General features: G+C 38.7%; 19 protein-coding genes and 2 pseudogenes. 4 read left to right on the plus strand and 17 right to left on the minus strand.

What is annotated here, in order from left to right; all coding sequences use genetic code 11:
* Positions 1-189 precede the first annotated feature (189 nt).
* Together ACVIJU_RS12635 and ACVIJU_RS12640 are read right to left on the minus strand one after the other, a co-directional pair.
* Positions 190-1,450: pseudogene (locus ACVIJU_RS12635) on the minus strand (ribonuclease H-like domain-containing protein).
* A pseudogene (locus tag ACVIJU_RS12640) lies at positions 1,441-3,724 on the minus strand (DEAD/DEAH box helicase). The pseudogenes ACVIJU_RS12635 and ACVIJU_RS12640 overlap by 10 nt, the downstream one beginning before the upstream one ends.
* A 148-nt stretch (positions 3,725-3,872) precedes the next feature.
* Here ACVIJU_RS12640 and ACVIJU_RS12645 point away from each other — a divergent pair.
* Positions 3,873-4,340 carry an Hsp20 family protein gene (locus ACVIJU_RS12645; protein WP_063388539.1) on the plus strand — a complete coding sequence of 156 codons (468 nt, stop codon included), beginning with the start codon at positions 3,873-3,875 and terminating at the stop codon, positions 4,338-4,340.
* A 251-nt stretch (positions 4,341-4,591) separates the two neighbouring features.
* Here the strand turns inward: ACVIJU_RS12645 and ACVIJU_RS12650 are convergent, their stop codons facing one another.
* A complete protein-coding gene (locus ACVIJU_RS12650) occupies positions 4,592-4,714 on the minus strand; it encodes a hypothetical protein (protein WP_268753477.1) in 123 nt (40 codons plus the stop codon).
* Between the two features lie 362 nt (positions 4,715-5,076).
* Entirely contained in the window at positions 5,077-5,391 is a 315-nt protein-coding gene (locus ACVIJU_RS12655; protein ID WP_063388540.1) for a YppG family protein, read from the minus strand.
* A 159-nt stretch (positions 5,392-5,550) separates the two neighbouring features.
* Here ACVIJU_RS12655 and yppF point away from each other — a divergent pair, with 159 nt between their 5' ends.
* Complete coding sequence (gene yppF, locus ACVIJU_RS12660) at positions 5,551-5,736, plus strand: YppF family protein (protein ID WP_063388541.1); 186 nt, start codon at positions 5,551-5,553, stop codon at positions 5,734-5,736.
* Positions 5,737-5,979: 243 nt separating this feature from the next.
* On the opposite strand, the gene ACVIJU_RS12665 is transcribed toward yppF, so the two are convergent.
* The 3 genes from ACVIJU_RS12665 to ACVIJU_RS12675 all read right to left on the minus strand — a co-directional run bounded on the left by ACVIJU_RS12665 (position 5,980) and on the right by ACVIJU_RS12675 (position 7,880).
* Positions 5,980-6,345, minus strand: coding sequence for a YppE family protein (locus tag ACVIJU_RS12665; RefSeq protein WP_063388542.1), 366 nt, complete (start codon positions 6,343-6,345; stop codon positions 5,980-5,982).
* Positions 6,346-6,395: 50 nt separating this feature from the next.
* A complete protein-coding gene (locus ACVIJU_RS12670) occupies positions 6,396-6,623 on the minus strand; it encodes a hypothetical protein (RefSeq protein ID WP_063388543.1) in 228 nt (75 codons plus the stop codon).
* A 312-nt stretch (positions 6,624-6,935) separates the two neighbouring features.
* Positions 6,936-7,880 (minus strand): DUF2515 family protein, encoded by a 945-nt coding sequence (locus ACVIJU_RS12675; protein WP_063388544.1) that lies wholly within the window; start codon positions 7,878-7,880, stop codon positions 6,936-6,938.
* 106 nt (positions 7,881-7,986) lie between these two features.
* Between ACVIJU_RS12675 and recU the strand changes: the two genes are divergently transcribed.
* Together recU and ACVIJU_RS12685 are read left to right on the plus strand one after the other, a co-directional pair.
* Positions 7,987-8,583, plus strand: coding sequence for a Holliday junction resolvase RecU (gene recU / locus ACVIJU_RS12680; RefSeq protein WP_063388545.1), 597 nt, complete (start codon positions 7,987-7,989; stop codon positions 8,581-8,583).
* 40 nt (positions 8,584-8,623) lie between these two features.
* The gene (locus tag ACVIJU_RS12685) at positions 8,624-11,248 is read left to right on the plus strand and encodes a transglycosylase domain-containing protein (protein WP_063388546.1); all 2,625 of its coding nucleotides are present in this window, start codon (positions 8,624-8,626) and stop codon (positions 11,246-11,248) included.
* Between the two features lie 109 nt (positions 11,249-11,357).
* On the opposite strand, the gene ACVIJU_RS12690 is transcribed toward ACVIJU_RS12685, so the two are convergent.
* The 10 genes from ACVIJU_RS12690 to panB form a co-directional block, all read right to left on the minus strand.
* Positions 11,358-11,873 (minus strand): YpoC family protein, encoded by a 516-nt coding sequence (locus tag ACVIJU_RS12690; RefSeq protein WP_133309192.1) that lies wholly within the window; start codon positions 11,871-11,873, stop codon positions 11,358-11,360.
* A 3-nt stretch (positions 11,874-11,876) separates the two neighbouring features.
* Positions 11,877-12,527 carry an endonuclease III gene (gene nth / locus ACVIJU_RS12695; RefSeq protein WP_063388548.1) on the minus strand — a complete coding sequence of 217 codons (651 nt, stop codon included), beginning with the start codon at positions 12,525-12,527 and terminating at the stop codon, positions 11,877-11,879.
* 41 nt (positions 12,528-12,568) lie between these two features.
* Positions 12,569-13,261 (minus strand): DnaD domain-containing protein, encoded by a 693-nt coding sequence (locus ACVIJU_RS12700; protein WP_063388653.1) that lies wholly within the window; start codon positions 13,259-13,261, stop codon positions 12,569-12,571.
* 104 nt (positions 13,262-13,365) lie between these two features.
* Positions 13,366-14,658, minus strand: coding sequence for an asparagine--tRNA ligase (gene asnS / locus ACVIJU_RS12705; protein WP_063388654.1), 1,293 nt, complete (start codon positions 14,656-14,658; stop codon positions 13,366-13,368).
* A gap of 125 nt (positions 14,659-14,783) precedes the next feature.
* Entirely contained in the window at positions 14,784-15,968 is a 1,185-nt protein-coding gene (locus ACVIJU_RS12710; RefSeq protein WP_063388549.1) for a pyridoxal phosphate-dependent aminotransferase, read from the minus strand.
* A gap of 18 nt (positions 15,969-15,986) precedes the next feature.
* Entirely contained in the window at positions 15,987-16,490 is a 504-nt protein-coding gene (locus ACVIJU_RS12715) for a cell wall elongation regulator TseB-like domain-containing protein (RefSeq protein ID WP_063388550.1), read from the minus strand.
* 12 nt (positions 16,491-16,502) lie between these two features.
* Positions 16,503-16,673 carry a YpmA family protein gene (locus ACVIJU_RS12720; RefSeq protein WP_065095534.1) on the minus strand — a complete coding sequence of 57 codons (171 nt, stop codon included), beginning with the start codon at positions 16,671-16,673 and terminating at the stop codon, positions 16,503-16,505.
* Positions 16,674-16,951: 278 nt separating this feature from the next.
* Positions 16,952-17,335, minus strand: coding sequence for an aspartate 1-decarboxylase (gene panD / locus ACVIJU_RS12725; RefSeq protein ID WP_063388552.1), 384 nt, complete (start codon positions 17,333-17,335; stop codon positions 16,952-16,954).
* 16 nt (positions 17,336-17,351) lie between these two features.
* Positions 17,352-18,200 carry a pantoate--beta-alanine ligase gene (panC, locus tag ACVIJU_RS12730; RefSeq protein ID WP_117016803.1) on the minus strand — a complete coding sequence of 283 codons (849 nt, stop codon included), beginning with the start codon at positions 18,198-18,200 and terminating at the stop codon, positions 17,352-17,354.
* A complete protein-coding gene (panB, locus tag ACVIJU_RS12735) occupies positions 18,197-19,030 on the minus strand; it encodes a 3-methyl-2-oxobutanoate hydroxymethyltransferase (protein ID WP_063388554.1) in 834 nt (277 codons plus the stop codon). Before panB ends, panC begins: the two co-directional genes overlap by 4 nt.
* Positions 19,031-19,041: the final 11 nt, after the last annotated feature.

Genomic DNA, 19,041 nt, shown 5'->3' on the forward strand with positions numbered 1-19,041 from the left:
AAGAGAAAGACCTTCTTGTTCGATGGAAGGTCTTGCTAGTCAATCTTTCTCTTTTTTTTATATTTGACAGAAAAAGCATCTAATAGGCGATGCCGTTTTTACTCGAATATAATACCAAAATATGTTGCCGCCGGCATCTATTCCTTTTAACAAATCCTTATATTAGACGGTTGTGATCGAGTAATTGTTTCATCTTTCTTCCAAATCTTCCAACTTATTTTTTTTCTTTTCCAGCCTCCATTTTCTTTTCAGCAGCTCTTCTTTTTGTGTTGAATGTTTGGATACTCCCATTCTTTCCAGCTGTTTCAAAATTTGAATCGCTTCGTTTGTGTCCATATATGCAGCATCAATATTTTTTTCATAATGCTCATAAAATTTGGCCAGTTCGACTAAAGCTTTTATTTTCAAAAAGCCTTGTCCATGTTTTTTAATTTCGCTCCATAGTTTCACTGCCTCATCCAAACGTCCGTTTCGTTTTGCCAGCATTGCCATTTCAAATTTTGCCTTGAGGTGAAGGCTGCTTGACTGCTCGTTTATTTTCGCATATGAAAAATAAGCAAGCTTTTCATTTCCTTGAGCTTGAAACCATCTTGCCATTTCAAACAGTTCTTTATCATCATGGTTGTCATCGGGAAATAAAAGCTTTTTTGACAAATGAATATAAAGTGAAATTAAGGAGAGAATATCCATCTCATTATGCTGAAAAATTCCGATCACACTATCAGGATTTGGATCTTTCAAAAAATGATGGTAAAGGATCGGCGCTAAATAGCCGGGAGTATCTTCCTTTCGGTTCACTTGCAAAATTATCTTTTTCAACATTTGATAATTTTACCGACTCCAAGCTATTTTTCCAGAGACGTCTAGCTGCATGATATAAATCAAAATGGCCGTACTCAGGCAATTGCGGCACCATATTGCGAATGAGAGTATGCCTCGTTTTCACTTGAGGCCAATCAAATGCTTTTCCATTGTATGTGACTAATGTTTTTATATTTACTTCACTTAAAAACCGTTGATATAAAGCAACCTCATGGCCAGGAGCAGGCAAAAAAAGCTGTTTGATCACCACTTTATCGAATAATATCCGCGCAAATCCAAGTAAAAAGATCATATTGCCTGCTCCGCCCTTCAAACCAGTCGTTTCCGTATCGAAAAAGAAAAGTTCATAAGGTTTATGCCCTTTTGCTGACAGCGGATGCTCCATTTCATTGTCATTCCAGTAATCTACAACATCAATTACTTCGCTCAATTCATACAATCCATGGCGATAATTGAGCGGATATTCTACTTCACGGATGAGAATATATTGGCCATCAAAGAAAAACGGCTTGACTCCAACGCTTTCCCAGCGTTTTAAGTATGGAATCTCTATATCCTGTTCCTTTTTCAATACGTCTTCATGAACAATATGATTTTTTAATCTGTTTAATTTTTGTTTTATGGACATAGAATCTGTCCTTTCTTTATATATTGAAGCAGCCGAAGCGCCGCTTCCTTTCTTCCGCTCGATTCTCCATCAAGACCGATGCAGGAAGGGCAGCCATCATCGCATTTACAGTTTGTTACCATTTCTTCCGTTCTTTCAAGCAAGCATTCAAACTCATCAAATACTTTCTTCGCCAGCCCAACTCCGCCTGGATATCGGTCATACAAATAGATGGTCGGTTTTCCGTTGTGAATGGATTTCACTTGAAATACAACGTCAAGATCGTTTGGATCGCACATTGCTGCAAGAGCACTCACATATTTTAAAGCATGGCTGATACCGACTAAAGCTTTTTCCATTTGTTGTTCCGATAAAACAGAAAAAACGTCATTTTTAAAGCTAATCCAAGCACCTGTTGTATGAAGCTCTTCCTCTGGCAGATGAATAGGACCAGAACCAATGTTCTCATGTGTGCCGAATTTGATTTTTTTAAATATCGTCGGTTGGGCAAGCACCATGACATCTCCAAATCCAATCTCCATGCTCTTGCTTTCCTTTTCCTGATCCACCTCAAGCACCTTTAATTGAACAGCTAGGTTCGCATCCGTAAAATAGTCAACATTGACTTCAGAAACATATGCTTTTTTTTCTTCCCAATCGAGCTTTTCAACCTGAAATTGCCTTCCTTCATGCAAATAGATCGCTTCTTCATGAAGCATCGTCATGGCGCTGAATCGGTCCATTTCCCCGATGACATTTGCGCCATTTGTAGTGTCAATAATTACGACATTTTCTTGAGAAGCAGAACGCAAGCTGATCCCATGTGCAGGAAACGAATCGCTCATCCAATACCATCTGCCTCCGTTTTCGTAAAGAACCGCCTTCCTCTTTCAGAAAATCAAGTATATCGTCAACCTCCACCCCGTCTAACGTTTCACCTGACTGAAATGGAAGCTCAAACGCCGCACATTTTATATGATCTACGAGAATGATTAAGTTATCTGGATGAATGATCGCACTTTCCGGATTTTTTTCAAACAAATATTCTGGATGCTTTAAAATATATTGATCTAATGGACTCGATCCTCCGACGAGAATAATTGCTGCCTCCTCTTCCCTTCTGCCCGCCCGGCCTGATTGCTGCCACGCGCTGGCAATCGATCCGGGGTATCCTGTCATAATGCAAACCTGCAGCTGACCGATATCAACCCCTAGCTCCAAAGCATTGGTGCTGACGACACCTTTAATTTTTCCCTCTCTTAGGCCTTTTTCAATTTCCCTTCGCTGCTTCGGCAAATAACCTCCGCGATATCCGCGTATCGTTTTCGATCCCAATTCCTTTTTCGTCATCTCTTGCAGATACGTTAAAATAATTTCAACCCTTGTCCGGCTTCTAGCAAACACAATCGTTTGAATGTCGTTTTTTAAAAATTCTTTCGCAATCTCTTTTACATCAATCATGGCGCTTCTGCGGATATTGAGAGGCTTGTTAACAACAGGCGGATTGTAAAAGATGAAATGTTTTTTGCTTCTTGGGGCTCCGTTTCGATCAATAAGAACCGCTTTCTCTCCAATCAATGTTTCAGCAAATTCCAACGGATTTGCAATCGTTGCCGACGTACATATAAATTGAACGTCGCTTCCGTAAAATCGGCAAATTCTCTTCAGCCTTCTGATTACATTCGCAACATGGCTTCCAAATACTCCGCGATATGTATGCAATTCATCGATGACGACATATTTTAAGTTTTCAAAAAGCGACACCCATTTCGTATGATGCGGTAAAATGCCTGAATGTAGCATATCAGGATTTGTCATAACAATATGACCAGCTTTTCGAATCTTTTGACGGATTGTTGGAGAAGTATCTCCATCGTATGTATAGCAATTTATCTCCGTTTTTATTCCTTCAATCCATTCATTCAGTTCGCTTTTTTGATCCTGAGCTAGCGCCTTTGTCGGAAAAAGATATAATGCTCTCGTGTTATTGTTTTTTAATATTGCGTTTAAAACAGGCAAATTGTAGCACAACGTTTTTCCCGACGCTGTCGGGGTTACAGCGACAATGTTGTGATGATTTAACGCTAATTCAAACGCTTCTTTTTGATGACTGTATAATTGTTCAATTCCTTTTTTCTTCAACATTTCCTTCAATCGGTTATCCATATCTTCTGGAAAAGGAACTGTGATTGCTTCTTTTTCAGGTATTGTGTGCCAATATACAATCTGATCCCGAAAACGCTCGTCATGTCTAAAATCATGGATGACTTTTTCAAAAGGTTTCCGCCCAAGCATAACCCATTCCTCCTCAAATTCACTACATCTATTCTAACGAATAAACGTTCGTAAATAAAGCATGTTTTCATTGGAAGCTTTCGTTATAAACTTTTCGAAACTCTTTTGCATATAAATGTGAAAAAAAGAAAGGGAGTGAGAGAGCAAGATGAAAAAAGACAAAAAGGAACATGATGAATTTTTGCCCGTGTTTTCCCAACTAGATCCGCTTCCAGGCAGGTTTTCACAATTTTTCGATCCTGCCTACATTCAATCGCTATTAAAACCGTTTCATGATTTGTTTGATACCGCAATGTCCCTTCCCTTTTTTCATTTTGACACTCATGAAACCGATCAAGAATGGGTGTTAGAGGGAAAGCTTCCAGGAGTGAAAAAAGAGCAAATACGCATCGAATCGTATGATCATGTATTAACGATTTCCATTCATCAAGATCAACATATTGAACAAACAAATGATGAAAAACAGATGACGCAAATGTTCAAGTCTCATGGCAAATTTGCGAAATCCTTTTATTTGCCAGCTTACTTAGATGTACAACGTATTAAAGCATCGTTTCAAAATGAAAAGCTGAAAATTGTGATCCCTTCCAAAAAAACAAAAATAAATATTGACTAATATGCTTCTAATCAAAGAGGTTGTCCAAAAAGTCAGGGTAACTGACTTTTGGATTCCCTCATTTTTCCACTTTTAAAAAAGCAAAAAAAATCGTCCTTTCTAAATAAAATGTAGTTGGGACACAACATCACAGAAAGGACGATTTTTTACGAAACCAATCAAATGATTACTACGGAAACAGCACTTTCACTAGATGTAAAAGAAGAAAATACTCCTGACAAAAGAAATTAACATTCCCTCCTACTTTCAAACTATATGACAACCGTCAAGTTCAAGTAATTTTCGATATTGAATTGCTCATACCAGAACATCACGTGGCACGTGTCATAGACAAAATGGTGAAGACGATGCAAGATGAGGTATTGTTTTCTCATTAGCTCACACTTCCTGAAATAGCCGACATCCGCCAGCTACTTTCAGATAAAAATCGAAAAATATAAAAGCAAGTGGAGAGAAACGCGTTGTTTCTCTCTACTTGCTTCCTTTTAGGGACTTATCGGGCAGTCCCATTTTTCCTATTGCATCCTGTAATTGTCTGTTTTGTGATCGGTACTCATCATTCCCCGGGCAATCATGTCATCAGCTGTTGTTCCCGATTGGAAATATTCTTTTTCCAAAAATAGGTTTTTGATATAAAAAGGATTTTTTCGTACATCCAACAAAGCATAAACAGCCTTGACTTGCGGCGAACGGCATCCCTAGCGCCTTACATCGTTTCAAAGCTCATTATTCAGCATCAAGCTTTAAAAATTTGCGTGACTCCTTTTAAAAGGGAGCTCATTTGATTCATCGTTTGAACAACTTGTCCTGCTGTATCGATCATTTTGTTAAAATCCATCTGTCCGTCCGCTTTTTTAAATGAAGAAAGCAATGAAGGATTTGACCCTTTTGGCATCATCATAGGCAGCGTGCTTGGATAAGGCTGAGGATACGGATTCATAAAAGGCTGATAATATGGAGATTGGAAATAAGGAACAACATGTTGATTCATCATGAAATATTGATCGTAAGAAACAGGTCTTAACCAATCATAAACATGATCATGATACATTTTGATCCCTCCAATAAAAACTTAACTAATCATAAAATATGTTTTTGCCTTTTAAAGGGTGAGATGTCAAATAGTGTCGGAAGTTTTTATTTTTTTTAAAATTGATAATTACAAAAGAGATGGTAACATATTAATATAAGTGTTAGGGGGGGATGTTTTATGACGGTTCAAACATTGAGGGAAAGATTTAAAATGGAGAAGCAATACGAAGCAGAATGTGCAAATGAATTGCTGGACTTTGCTCGCAGATTGTATCTTTATGAAAACATCAGCATCAAAGACTTTCGAAATATTGTCAAAACGCTAGAACAGCAAGGAGCCGTTACACCTGAATACATCCTTTAAATCAAGCAGAGGCGGGAGAATTTTCTCCGGCCTCTTTTTGCCGCTTACGAATAGTCCCGTTTACGGCAGTTCAATAGCATAGATTGACAAAAAAGAACGGATATTTTTTAGATAGAATCTTTTAACCCCAAGATTTCTTCAAACGAAGTAAGGTTTTGCGTAAATCGAAAGCCCAATAGATTGTGTCTATATATTCACACATAATAAAGCGGAGAAACTGCTCGCTTCTCCGCTTCCCCATTTTTATTCATTTTTTTCCATTTCACGGATCATGCTTCTTAATGTGTATTCAGCAGATTCTTTTATATTTTTAAATCTCACCTTGCTTGTATCTTGAAAAAAAGATTGGATCACAATGTTTTCAATATGCTCTTTCGCCGTATCAATTTGTTGCGAATGCAGGTATCTAGGATGGTACTTATTGATCCATTTTTTCGCAACAATTTCCCATTCATCCAATATTGGCAAAATCTTGTCAACACTCGGTTTAATTTCGGCAAAAAAATCGTATTCCAGTCCTTCCTTCTTGGTTCTCTCGAAGCGTTGAGCACTTTTTTGGATCACTTGAAGCAATTGCTCCGTGATTTTCCGGACTTGTTCTTCATCCAAGGTTCTCACCTCAGATTCATCATAGCAAATTTTTTTTGTTTTACCAAATTTTATACTACCTTTTTTCTCAAGCTCCGCACGAATTTCCTTTCTGCACACATTTTCTCAAATTCATTCATCTTTTCTTCTCCATTTTCTATAAAGTTTGAAACGGCTTGTTTTGTCCGATGAATTTCTTTATCTATATTTTGCGTCAATTGCTGCTCTAAAAGATCAATTTGTTTTTCAATTTCCTGCAATTTTTTTAATGCCTCTTGCTTTTCTATAAACGAACTCATCAGCATCCCTCTTTTCTTATTTTTGCTAAAAAATTCTTCTTCCTAAATATGAGTCCTGCCTGTTTGACAAAACTAGTTGTGATTCGGCAAAAAAAGTGTAAATTCCCTGCAGCATTCAAAAATCCGCTTCATTGTGCGCATGTATTTTTTCAGGTTAGAAAAAATAAACATGGGAGGTGTTATGATGAAAAACGATAAAAAAACCATTCAAAACGATAGTCAAAAAGAAAAAAAGCGAGGAGTTGGAGACAAAAAGCTTGAAGGTCCAAACAGACCCTCTACTTAAAAATGGTCAGGCTCATTGCCTGACCATTATTGTAAGTATTGCTTCATCATGCATAATAAATGTAGCTGGGACTGTTTTTTCTCATACCAGTTAGTTAATTCAATTCGTTTCGGAATCTCTGGATCTTTATAATACTTTCCGAGCCTCTGCCCATGAAACCATTCTCTTTCTTTTTCGTCTATTTCGTGTGAGATTATCGGAAAAGCCGTCCTTAAATATGGGGATTTTCTTTTTGTTGTTTTTTTCATATATTTTTCATAATCATACCGTGATCCTGTATGTATTACACGATTTGAAAATTTTAGAAACTGTCCATGGTAAAGAGGATGAAATAAAAGCCATGCCAGCCTTTTTCCCAATTCAATCCGTTTTTTGACATGGCTGAATTGATGGGTGGAAAATCCGTACAATTTTCCTGTTAACGTCGGAAACAGTATAACGCGAAAATGAAATAGATCTTGAAAAATAAACGGCAAGCTGTGAAAGACAAATTTTTTAAATAATGGATGATCAATAACCGGTTTTTGAATAACATGCTGCTCATTAATAATAAGGGAGGTTAAAAGCCTTTTCTCATCTTTTGTGCGGAAAAAGCGTTCCCACTCCTCCATCATAAAGGCGGATACATGAAAAGCTTCGAGCAAATAAAACATCGGTTTGTTGTAACGCTTGGAATATTCATATAGTAAAAGCTGTGGATAAGCATCAGCAAAAATGAGCCAGTTTGCGGTTTCAACTGATAAAAAGAGCCATTGCCGTTTTTCATAAGGCAAAGCCTGTTTGAGGGGAATACCTTCTAAATCTGTCATAAACCAGCCGGCGTTTCTGGAGACCATGCTTGCCAGCAACGCCCATTTTACTTCCGGATGTTTTTTATAAAACTTTGCATATCGTTCCGTCCGTGAAATATTATCAACATTTCCGTCATCTGTTTTTAATTTTGTTTGTAATATTATATCATGTAGTGACATAGTATTCCCTCTTTCAACTTAAATCATGTATAATGAAGTCATTTCATCGAAAAAAGGTTAACATTTTTTGTTAAGATATAAATAGCCGGAAAAAGGAGGAGATCGCTTGGCTATTCGTTATCCTAACGGAAAGTTGTGGAAAGCTAAACAAAATGTAGCGAATCCAGTCCCAGTTGAAATACAATATTCAAATAGAGGGATGACCCTCGAGGACGACTTAAATGAGACAAATCTTTATTACAGGGAAAATGGAATAGCTGTCATCCATAAAAAACCGACTCCGATCCAAATCGTTTCGGTTGATTATCCGAAACGGAGCGCAGCAGTCATTAAAGAAGCTTATTTTAAACAGGCTTCAACAACCGACTACAACGGAGTTTATAAAGGCAAATATATTGACTTTGAAGCAAAAGAGACAAAAAACAGCTCTTTTCCACTAAAAAATATTCATGATCATCAAATTGAGCATATGAAGGCTGTGCTCGAACAAAACGGAATATGTTTTCTAATTATACGATTCACTAAACTAAATCAAATATACTTCTTAGAGGCTGAAAAATTGATGCATTTTTGGGAAAGACAGAAAAACGGGGGAAGAAAATCGATTTCGCATCAAGAAATTGTAGAATGCGGTCACCATATCCCTCTTGGCTATTGCCCAAGAGTTGATTATATTAGTATAATAGACAAGTTATATTTTTAGCTACTGCCCTTTTCATTCTAAATGAAAGGTTGGATTTATAATGAGTCAACAATATAAATCGAGGGAAGAAAGACGAAAAGCTTTAGCAAGTAAGAAAAAAAAGCCGAAGAAAAAAGGAATCGCAAGAAAAATTGTGTTTTTCATTCTTTTGTTAGGGCTTGTAGGCATCATTGGAGGAACATCGACATTTGCTTATTTTGCAGCAACGGCACCTCCTCTAAATGATGATCTTTTAAAAGGAAATATGTCATCAAAAGTATATGACAAGGACGGAAATGAAATAGGTGAGGTCGGTTCGGAAAAACGGACATATGTGAAGATCGATGAAATTCCGCAAGTTGTAAAAGATGCGTTTATTGCTACGGAAGATGTTCGATTTTATAAACATAACGGAATCGATCCAATTCGTATTGGAGGCGCTGCAATTGCCAACTTTAAAGAAGGATTCGGTTCTGAAGGTGCAAGTACAATTACGCAGCAGCTTGTCAAGCTTTCCTTTTTATCTCTTGACAAAACATTAAAAAGAAAAGCTCAAGAAGCATGGCTTGCCTTGCAAGTGGAGCAAAAATATTCAAAAGATGAAATACTTGAAATGTATTTAAACAGAATTTATTATCCCGGCAACTATTACGGCGTCGCAAGAGCTACTGAAGCTTTCTTTGGGAAGGATCTTAAAGACATCACGCTGTCTGAAGCGGCAATGCTGGCTGGGATGATTAAAAATCCTGATCTATACAACCCTAGAAAAAATCCCGATCTGGCGGAAAAACGCCGCAATGTTGTCTTAAATTTAATGGTTAAAAACGGATTTATCAGTGAAGAGGAAGCGGCAAAAGCTAAACAAACATCCATCACAGAATCATTAGTAGAACCAAAAAAGCAGCAAAACAAATATCATGCCTTTATTGAACATGCGATTGAAGAAGTAAGAAAAAAGCTTGGCGTTGATCCGAGCTCAGCAGGATTAAAAATCTATACAACAATCGATACAGATGCTCAAGAATATGTTGAACAATTATTGAACGGCGACGAAATCAGTTATCCGAGCAAATATTTTCAGGCTGGAATTGCTCTAATCGACACGACAACAGGTGAAATACGCGCCATCGGCGGCGGGAGAAACCAACCGATTGGCGGATTTAACTATGCTGTCGATTTAAAACGGCAGCCTGGTTCAACCATTAAGCCTATTTTAGATTACGGCCCTGCCATTGAGCATTTAAAATGGTCAACGTATCACCAAATCGTTGATGAGCCGTACACGTATTCAAACGGAAATCCAATAAACAACTATGACCGCAGCTATAAAGGGCAGATGTCAATCAGAGAAGCATTGGCTGATTCAAGAAACATCCCAGCATTAAAGGCGTTTCAAGAGGTTGGTGAATCGAGGGCAAAAGCATTTGCCGAGAAATTGGGAATTAAAATCGATAAAATTACAGAAGCATACGCAATCGGCGGATTTGAACACGGCATATCCCCTCTTCAATTGGCGGGGGCTTACAGCGCCTTTGGCAACAACGGTATATACAATGAACCATATTCCGTAACAAAGGTTGTTTTTGTTGATGGAACAAAAGCTGATTTAACACCAGATCCGGTCGAAGCAATGAGCGATTACACAGCATTTATGATCACCGATATGTTAAAAACCGTTGTAGAACGAGGAACCGGTACAAGAGCTCGGGTGCCTGGCTTAAATATTGCCGGCAAAACGGGTTCAACGAACTTTACAGAGCAAGAAAAAGCAAAATATCATCCGGAGCGCGGTGCAGCAAAAGACAATTGGTTTGTCGGCTATACACCAAAATACACAGCTGCTGTTTGGACTGGATATGAGAAAAATGAAGAGAAAATGTATATAACAAAAAGGGAACAACAAATTGCCAGAGACATCTTTAGAAAGCTAATGCGGCATGTATCTGACGGGGATTCATCCGATTTCAAACAGCCGAAAAGCGTGGTGAAAAAGGCAATCGAAAAAGGATCTAATCCGGCGAAGCTTGCAAGCAAATATACGCCAAAAAATATGATTACGTACGAATATTTTGTAAGAGGCGAAGAGCCGACAAAAGTTTCAACGAAATATGAAAAGCTGGACAAACCGTCAGGCCTATCCATCAATTATGATCAAAAAACGAATGCAGTGAAGCTTAGCTGGAATCACAGTGAATCGGACGTTTCATTTGAAGTGAGCGCCTCGATCGATAACGCTGCTTCCAAAGTATTAACGACTACAAAAGACAAATCGTATGTCTTGTCAAATGTGAAACCTGGTTCTGTATATAAATTCAGCGTTACAGCTGTAAGGGACAGCATGCGAAGCGATCCTGCAAGCGCAATGATCGAAATACCTTCTGTGGAGGAAGAGGAGCAAGAAGAATTACCAGATGAATTAACACCGCCTGAACAGGAACAAAATGAAGGACAAGATGAAGAGGATCAATTGGAGAACGAAAATGACAATGAACAAAATAACGGGCAAAATGAAGAGGAAAATCAAAACGAGAATCCTGAACAGCCGCAGACGCCAAATGACAGTACACAAAACGGCAACCAAGGCGGCGGACCTACTCCTCCTCAAGATCCAGGCAATAACTTCAATCGTTCACAAACGGGTGGAAACGGAAGTTCACAAACCGAAACGCCTGCTGTTCAGCAATGAAAATAAGGGACTGTCCGATAAGTTCCTAAATGGAGCCAGTGGAGAAAAACAGCTCGTTTTTCTCCACTGGCTTTTGTTATAAAAAAATGAGAGGGCTCGAAAAATTCAGTTACCCTGAATTTTTCGAAGCCCCCTTTTGTTTTGCTTTTTTGATCGCCTGATGTTTATAAAACAATTTTTCCGTTTCTGTAAATAGTTCATTTAATTGAATATATGCATGATATTGAGTAGGCTTTTTTAAAATAAACGTTAGACGATCTTCAATATTGACGGGAGCTATATCCAGCTTCTTTATTTCGTCTAATTGCAGTGAATGAACCGGCTTTTCATTGAGCCAATAAAGAAGTTGGATATAGAGGCAGATCCCTGTCATCATTTTTTGTCGATCCATTTTAAACGGTTTTGTTATCGTGCGTTGAATCTCGGTTTGAATTTCCTTCCACTGCTTAAAGAGCTTGGGCAAAAATTGCTCGCTCGCCTCCCACGGTCTCGTATCATCCATTCCAGCCAAATATTGAAGATCATAATAAAAAAAATCAGTTGGATGCAAATATACAGATTCCTCGTCAAAAAACGCAGTATTTTGAAATTGCTCAGGGAGATGAAACATCTTCCTATCGTGCATTTTTTATGCCTTTCCTTTCATTCTTTTTTCCCCTTCTCTGCACAAATAAAGAAGAGGACATTCATGACACTTTGGTGATTGGGCTTTGCAATGATACCTTCCAAAAAAAATAAGCCGATGGTGGGTGATTCCCCATTCGTCCTCAGGAACTTTTTCCATCAATGTTTTTTCCACTTCCAATACAGAATCCTTCCAACGGCAAATTCCGAGCCGCTTCGACACCCGTTCAACGTGTGTATCGACGGCGATGGCAGGTTTTCCAAACGCAACAGATAAAACAACGTTTGCCGTTTTCCTTCCTACTCCAGGAAGGCTCATTAATTCCTCTCTAGTTTCCGGCACTTTTCGGTCAAATTCTTCAATTAACATTTTGCATAATTTTTGAATATTTTTCGCTTTGTTACGGTAAAGGCCGATGGAGCGAATATCTTGTTCTAATTCCTCCAACGGGACAGACAAATAATCATCAGGTGTTTTATATTTTTGAAACAAATTTTTTGTTACTTTATTGACTAACGCATCCGTGCATTGAGCAGACAAAACGACAGCAATGACCAGTTCAAAAGGATTGCTGTGCACAAGCTCGCAATGAGCATCAGGAAACATTTTCCCGATAACCTCTAAGCATTCTTTTACTTTCTTTTTTGATAGCATGTACCATCACCTTTCAATCAGCTTGAACAAGGAAAAGAATTTTAGTTTTCCAGCCAGTTGTAGAAAGGCACCTTCCTTTTATATTCTTGCTCCCCTTGAGTAGACTGCTTTTGTTTTTGATTGAATTCATGAAATTTTTGTGAATGCTTTTTAGCTTGTTCAATTGTTTTGATTCCATTCTTCTTCCATTCAAATAAAATCCGATCAATATATCGAAAATTTAATTTTCCGGAGATCACCGCTTCCCTTAATGCAGAAATGATAATATCGGGATCATGATGATCTTGGTCGATCCAAAAAGCTAACGTTTCGCACTCAATCGGGGAAAGAGGTCGTCCAAATTCTTGTTCAAAGATGGTGTATAATTGATTTTCCTTTTCTACTTTTTCTTGATCTTGGTCCATGACGACTACATCATACAACTTTTCCCATAGCTGTTTTAAAGAATATTTCTCATAAATCATCCCGTTTTGCTCAAATTCCTCTATCGTTAAAAAACCTCTCTGAACTAAACTCCGAAGCAATTTGACACATTCCGCCGTTGTGATTGTCATATGGTCGGAAAGTTCTGTAGGAGTTGGAAAAGCATTTCCTTTTTGAATGTGGGAATGTACGTGCAAAAGGAGAACAAATTCTTTTTCTGACAAACCTAAATCGGCATAATTCCGCAGCAGTATATTGGGAACGGTCAGTGATCCATCTTCCACTAATTCGGTGAACTGTTTTTTCTTCATATTTCGACACCTCAAAATAAGTATACCATGATTGCGGCCATTCATGGCTTCAGAATGCATGGTTGAAAAACGAAACCTCCTGAAGATAGGAGGCTTCATGCAGTTTACGGATATAAACGATTTAATAAACGCGGAAATGGAATCGTTTCACGAACATGTTCGATACCGCATATCCAAGCAACAGTTCGTTCAAGTCCAAGGCCGAAGCCGGAATGAGGTACGGATCCGTATTGCCGCAGCTCAAGATACCATTTATAAGCTGCTTCGTCCAGATGATGCTCTTCAAGACGTTTTTTTAATAAATGATAATCATGGATGCGTTCAGATCCGCCGATGATTTCTCCGTACCCTTCAGGAGCGATTAAATCCGCGCACAGAACAACCTCTGGTCGATTTGGATCAGGCTGCATATAAAAAGGTTTTAAGCTTGTCGGATAATGTGTAATGAAAACTGGTTTATCAAAGCTTTCCGCGATCGCTGTTTCATGCGGCGAACCAAAATCGTCCCCCCATGCGATGTCGTTGAATCCTTTCTTATGCAGCAGCGCGATAGCGTCGTCGTATGTTATTTTCGGGAACGGAGGAACAACCTGCTCCAGCTTGGAAATGTCACGTTCTAATGTTTTCAATTCAAGTGAACAATTTTTTAATACCGATTGCACAATATGGGAAACGTACTGCTCCTGCAGCTGCAAATTGTCTTCAAATTGATAAAACGCCATTTCCGGTTCAATCATCCAAAATTCAATTAAATGACGGCGCGTTTTCGATTTTTCAGCCCGGAATGTCGGCCCGAATGAAAATACTTTGCCTAAGGCCATAGCAGCTGCTTCCATATACAGCTGACCACTCTGCGAAAGGTAAGCATCTTCATCAAAATATTTCGTATGAAACAATTCCGTCGTTCCTTCAGGCGCACTTCCGGTCAAAATAGGGGGATCCACTTTGACAAACCCTTGATCATTAAAAAATTCATAAGTGGCACGGATGAGTTCGTTGCGCACTTTCATAATGGCGTGCTGGCGCTTTGATCGAAGCCAAAGGTGGCGATTGTCCATTAAAAATTCAGTACCGTGTTCTTTCGGCGTAATCGGATAATCGCTTGCTTCATGAATAATTTCTATATTTTCAACGCCAAGCTCATATCCAAAAGGTGAACGTTCATCCACTCTCACAACTCCTGTGACATACAAAGAGCTTTCTTGTGTGAGTTGTTTTGCTTTTTTAAATATTTCTTCATCCACCTTCGATTTTTCAACAACCCCTTGAATAAAGCCTGTTCCATCCCGAAGCTGCAAAAAAGCAATTTTTCCGCTTGATCGCTTATTCGCCAACCAGCAGCCGATTGTTACTTGTTCTCCGACATGGTTTTTAACATTTGAAATTGTTGTTTTCACAGCTTTACCCTCCATATGAAACCGCCTTTTTATTCGATGCTTTCTATTATACATATGTTATTCCTTTTTTTTCAATAAAGGAAACCAGCGAAAAAGCCGGCTGAACCACCGGCTATTGACAATCTTTACTGTTTATGATTGTTGACAAAGCGATCAATACGTTCAATCGCTTTATTTAAAAGTTCTAGCGATGTCGCATACGATAATCTTACATTATCTGGAGCACCGAAGCCGCTTCCTGGTACTAGCGCTACCTTTTCCTCTTCCAAGAGCGCCTCGACAAATTCGTCAACATTACGAAAACCTGTTATCTCTGCTGCTTCTTTTGCATTTGGAAATAAATAAAATGCTCCTTGCGGTTTAATGCACGAGAAACCAGGTATTTGCACAAGTTTTTCGTAAATGATATTTAAACGGTCTTCAAAAGCTCTTCTCATTATTTCGACCGGTTCTTGAGGTCCCTCATACGCCGCGATCGCAGCATATTGAGCAATTGAAGTCGGATTTGAAGTGCTGTGGCTCGCTAGGTTCGTCATAGCTTGAATAATGCGCTCATTGCCCGCCGCATAACCAATTCTCCATCCTGTCATTGAATGGGATTTCGATACACCATTAATAATAATTGTTTTTTCTTTTACTTCAGGAGAAATTTGAGCGATGGACACATGTTCATTTTCTCCGTATACTAATTTTTCATAAATTTCATCGGAAACGATAATAAGATCATGGCTAAGGCAAACCTCCGCCAATTCTTTCAACTCATCCCGCGTATAGATCATGCCGGTCGGGTTGCTCGGAGAATTGATAATCACCGCTTTTGTTTTGTTTGTGATCGCTTGCTGCAGCTGATCAGGCGTAATTTTAAATTGATTTTCTTCCCTTCCCTCTACAAATACTGGAGCTCCGCCTGCAAGCTTCACTTGTTCCGGATAGCTTACCCAGTATGGAGAAGGAATGATCACTTCATCACCATCGTCAAGAATAGCTTGGAACAATGTATATAAAGCGTGTTTAGCGCCTGTTGAAACAATAATTTCAGACGGTTTATATTCTAAATGCTGGTCTTTTTTAAATTTTTCTATAATTGCCTCTTTCAATGATATAAGTCCTCCAGAAGGCGTATACTTCGTATGTCCTTCTTTCATCGCTTTTTCTGCAGCGTCTAAAATATGATCAGGAGTGTTAAAATCCGGCTCACCTGCCCCAAGGCCAATCACATCATGCCCGGCTGCTTTCAATTCTTTTGCTTTTGCAGTGATCGCCAGTGTAGATGAAGGTGTTAAAGTTGATACGCGTTTAGATAAATTCACTTTTACAATGCTCCCTTCTTATTGCTTAATGCTGTACATTTTATAAACTCTGTCATCCGTAAAGCTAACAATAAAATATGTATAACGGTTTTGTTGGTCAATATATTGGACCTCCCAAACCGGTATATCCCATTTTTTCGAATCTGTATCATCATACCCAAGCATGATTTTCTTTATTTTCTTCGGCTTGCTGTTGTCAATGTTTTGAATCAATTGAAGTACGTCGTCTTTGCTCAAGCCTTCCTTCGCTTTTTTAATTAAAATTTTATCCGTGTTCCCCTTTTTCATCCAGCCGATAATTTTTTCGCCTTTTTTATTTTTCCCTTGAATGATATAGTAAACATTTCGATTATAAAATGTGTTGACTTCATCGATCGATGCAAAGCCATGCTCCTTCGCAGCTTGTATAGCTGTTTCGTGTCCTTTTGTTTTATCTTCTTTTGCACTATTATAAAGAAAAGCAAACGTCACCACTAAAAAGATAAGAGCGCATATAAAAGAAATAAAAATTTTTCCTTTCATTATGATCACCGATTATGTTCTATAAATAGTAAAAACCGCTTTATTTGGATCTTTGCTGTCAAGGGCTAATCCGAATAATAAATGTTCTCTTTTTAATGTCCGATTTAGCAAATCAACTATTTTATACAAATCGTCGGAATGCTCAACCGTAACGGAAGATATAATTTCGATTTTGCTTTCCATGTCAGCTTCCTCCTTTACAAAAACAAAATTTGTAATTCATACTTACAAAGCATCCAGGAAACAATACAGATACAACAGCAATATGTTGTTATCTGTACCCATTATAACAGCTTTACGGCTCACACTAAACAAAATTTCTCCTAGTCCACACCTAATTTTTTGAGGAGCCATCGCTGCTCCTCTTTTTTCTATATGTATAGAAAAGTTATGGCCAATTACGTCCGCAATAGAAAATAGGTCAAGCCCTATCGAAAGCTTAAGAGCCTGACCCTTGTTTATCACATAATCGTGTTCGCCGGTTCCTCTTTAATTAACTCGATGATTTCATTGTTTTCATTCATGATGGCTATCGTTGGACGGTGGTTTTTTAATTGATCTTCATGCACAAGCTTATAGGAAATGATAATGACCACATCACCGACCTGAACAAGCCGGGCAGCCGCACCGTTTAAACAAATGACACCGCTTCCTCTTTTTCCAGGAATCACATACGTTTCAAAGCGTTCGCCATTATTATTATTCACGATTTGCACTTTTTCATTCGGGACAATCCCAACGGCATCTAAAATATCCTGGTCGATCGTAACGGAACCTACATAGTTCAAATTTGCTTCCGTCACCCTTGCACGATGAATTTTTCCGTTCATCATCATACGGAACATGTATGAACCCCCCCCTTTAGGTCAAATCGATAATAATATTATCGATCAGCCTAGCATGCTTAAATTTTACAGCAATCGCAACGATAATTTTTCCCGTAAGTGCGTTTGGTTTTTTCAAGTCAGGATAAGTCAAAATATCTATATAATCAATTTCTCCGCTCGTCTTTTCCGTTATAAACGCTCTCATTTTTTCGATGATGGCTTCTTGATCATGCACTTTGTTCTCAACCATTTCTTTTGCCATTAATAACGATTGATATAAATGAACGGCTTCTTTTCGTTCCTGTTCGTCTAACCGTACGTTTCGAGAGCTTTTGGCCAATCCGTCCTCTTCACGAACCGTTTCCACCGGAACAATTTCAATTGGGAAATTAAGATCTTTTATAAGTGCTGTAACAACGGCAACTTGCTGGGCATCCTTCAATCCGAAATAGGCTCTGTCTGGAGTTATGATGTGAAACAGCTTTGTTAAAACCGTTGCCACTCCGTCAAAATGTCCCGGTCTTGATTTTCCGCACAAAACGTCAACGCGCTTCGTCACTTTTACTGTGACGGCAGGTTCTTCCGGATACATTTCTTCTTTTGTCGGCGCGAAAAAAAGGTCAACCCCTTTTTGTCTTGCCAGCTCTTCGTCGCGTTTGATATCGCGAGGGTATGTTTGATAGTCTTCATTCGGTCCAAATTGAAGCGGATTCACAAAAACGCTCATCACCGTTACGTCGTTTTCCTGTTTGGCCCGTTCAACCAATGATAAATGACCTTCATGCAAATATCCCATCGTTGGCACGAACCCTATCGTTTTTCCTTCTTTTTTCTTGAGATCGATTTCTTTTTTTATTTCCTCTATCGAAGTGACGATTTTCATTTTCCTTTTCCTCCATATAAGCTTGCAAGTTCCTCTTCATTCATGCGGAACGAATGATCCAACGATGGAAAGTCCCGATTTTTCACTTCATCTTTATAAGCTTCAATCGCTTTTACAATGCTTTCATTTACATTTGCATATTGTTTAACAAACTTCGGCACTCTTTCCACTCCAAATCCAATCAAATCATGAAACACTAACACTTGTCCATCTGTATATTTTCCTGCGCCGATGCCGATGGTTGGAATGGACAGCTCTTTTGTTATTTTTTCCGCCAGCTGAAACGGGATGCATTCCAATACAATGGCAATCGCGCCAGCCTGTTCGCATTTTTTCGCATCTAGCAGCAGCTTTTCTGCACTTTTCGCTTCTTTTCCTTGTACTTTATATCCGCCTAATACACCTACTGACTGAGGAGTCAGTCCGAGGTGGGCAACAACAGGAATGCCGGCATTTGTTAACAGAGATATGACGTCAAAAACAGGCCCTTCCACCTTTAAGGCATCTGCCCCGCTTTGCTGCACCATTTTCTTTGCATTTTGCAGCGTGTCTTCTGTCGAAATATGATACGACATAAAGGGCATATCCGTCACAACAAATGTATTTTTTGCTCCGCGTTTTACAGCCTTCGTATGATGAATCATATCTTCCACCGTTACAGGTACGGTTGAATCATACCCTAAAACGACCATTCCAAGCGAATCGCCGACAAGGATCATATCAACATTTGCCTGTTCAGCAAGCTTAGCGGACGGATAATCGTATGCCGTCATCATCACGATTGGCTCTTGCTTTTGTTTCATTTGAATAAAATCCAGCTTTGTTTTCATAAAAACTCCCC

It is taken from the genome of Aeribacillus sp. SP014 (genome assembly GCF_054055575.1).

Bases quoted from the DNA above. Each gene is read 5' to 3' on its own strand.
- ACVIJU_RS12675 (WP_063388544.1), bottom strand. From the start codon at position 7,880: ATGTCACTACATGATATAATATTACAAACAAAATTAAAAACAGATGAC.
- ACVIJU_RS12720 (WP_065095534.1), bottom strand. From the start codon at position 16,673: ATGGAAAGCAAAATCGAAATTATATCTTCCGTTACGGTTGAGCATTCC.
- ACVIJU_RS12650 (WP_268753477.1), bottom strand. From the start codon at position 4,714: ATGAGAAAACAATACCTCATCTTGCATCGTCTTCACCATTTTGTCTAT.
- panD (WP_063388552.1), bottom strand. From the start codon at position 17,335: ATGTTCCGTATGATGATGAACGGAAAAATTCATCGTGCAAGGGTGACG.
- ACVIJU_RS12655 (WP_063388540.1), bottom strand. From the start codon at position 5,391: ATGTATCATGATCATGTTTATGATTGGTTAAGACCTGTTTCTTACGAT.
- yppF (WP_063388541.1), top strand. From the start codon at position 5,551: ATGACGGTTCAAACATTGAGGGAAAGATTTAAAATGGAGAAGCAATAC.
- panC (WP_117016803.1), bottom strand. From the start codon at position 18,200: ATGAAAATCGTCACTTCGATAGAGGAAATAAAAAAAGAAATCGATCTC.
- ACVIJU_RS12715 (WP_063388550.1), bottom strand. From the start codon at position 16,490: ATGAAAGGAAAAATTTTTATTTCTTTTATATGCGCTCTTATCTTTTTA.
- nth (WP_063388548.1), bottom strand. From the start codon at position 12,527: ATGCTATCAAAAAAGAAAGTAAAAGAATGCTTAGAGGTTATCGGGAAA.
- ACVIJU_RS12690 (WP_133309192.1), bottom strand. From the start codon at position 11,873: ATGCACGATAGGAAGATGTTTCATCTCCCTGAGCAATTTCAAAATACT.
- ACVIJU_RS12700 (WP_063388653.1), bottom strand. From the start codon at position 13,261: ATGAAGAAAAAACAGTTCACCGAATTAGTGGAAGATGGATCACTGACC.
- panB (WP_063388554.1), bottom strand. From the start codon at position 19,030: ATGAAAACAAAGCTGGATTTTATTCAAATGAAACAAAAGCAAGAGCCA.
- ACVIJU_RS12670 (WP_063388543.1), bottom strand. From the start codon at position 6,623: ATGAGTTCGTTTATAGAAAAGCAAGAGGCATTAAAAAAATTGCAGGAA.
- ACVIJU_RS12645 (WP_063388539.1), top strand. From the start codon at position 3,873: ATGAAAAAAGACAAAAAGGAACATGATGAATTTTTGCCCGTGTTTTCC.
- ACVIJU_RS12685 (WP_063388546.1), top strand. From the start codon at position 8,624: ATGAGTCAACAATATAAATCGAGGGAAGAAAGACGAAAAGCTTTAGCA.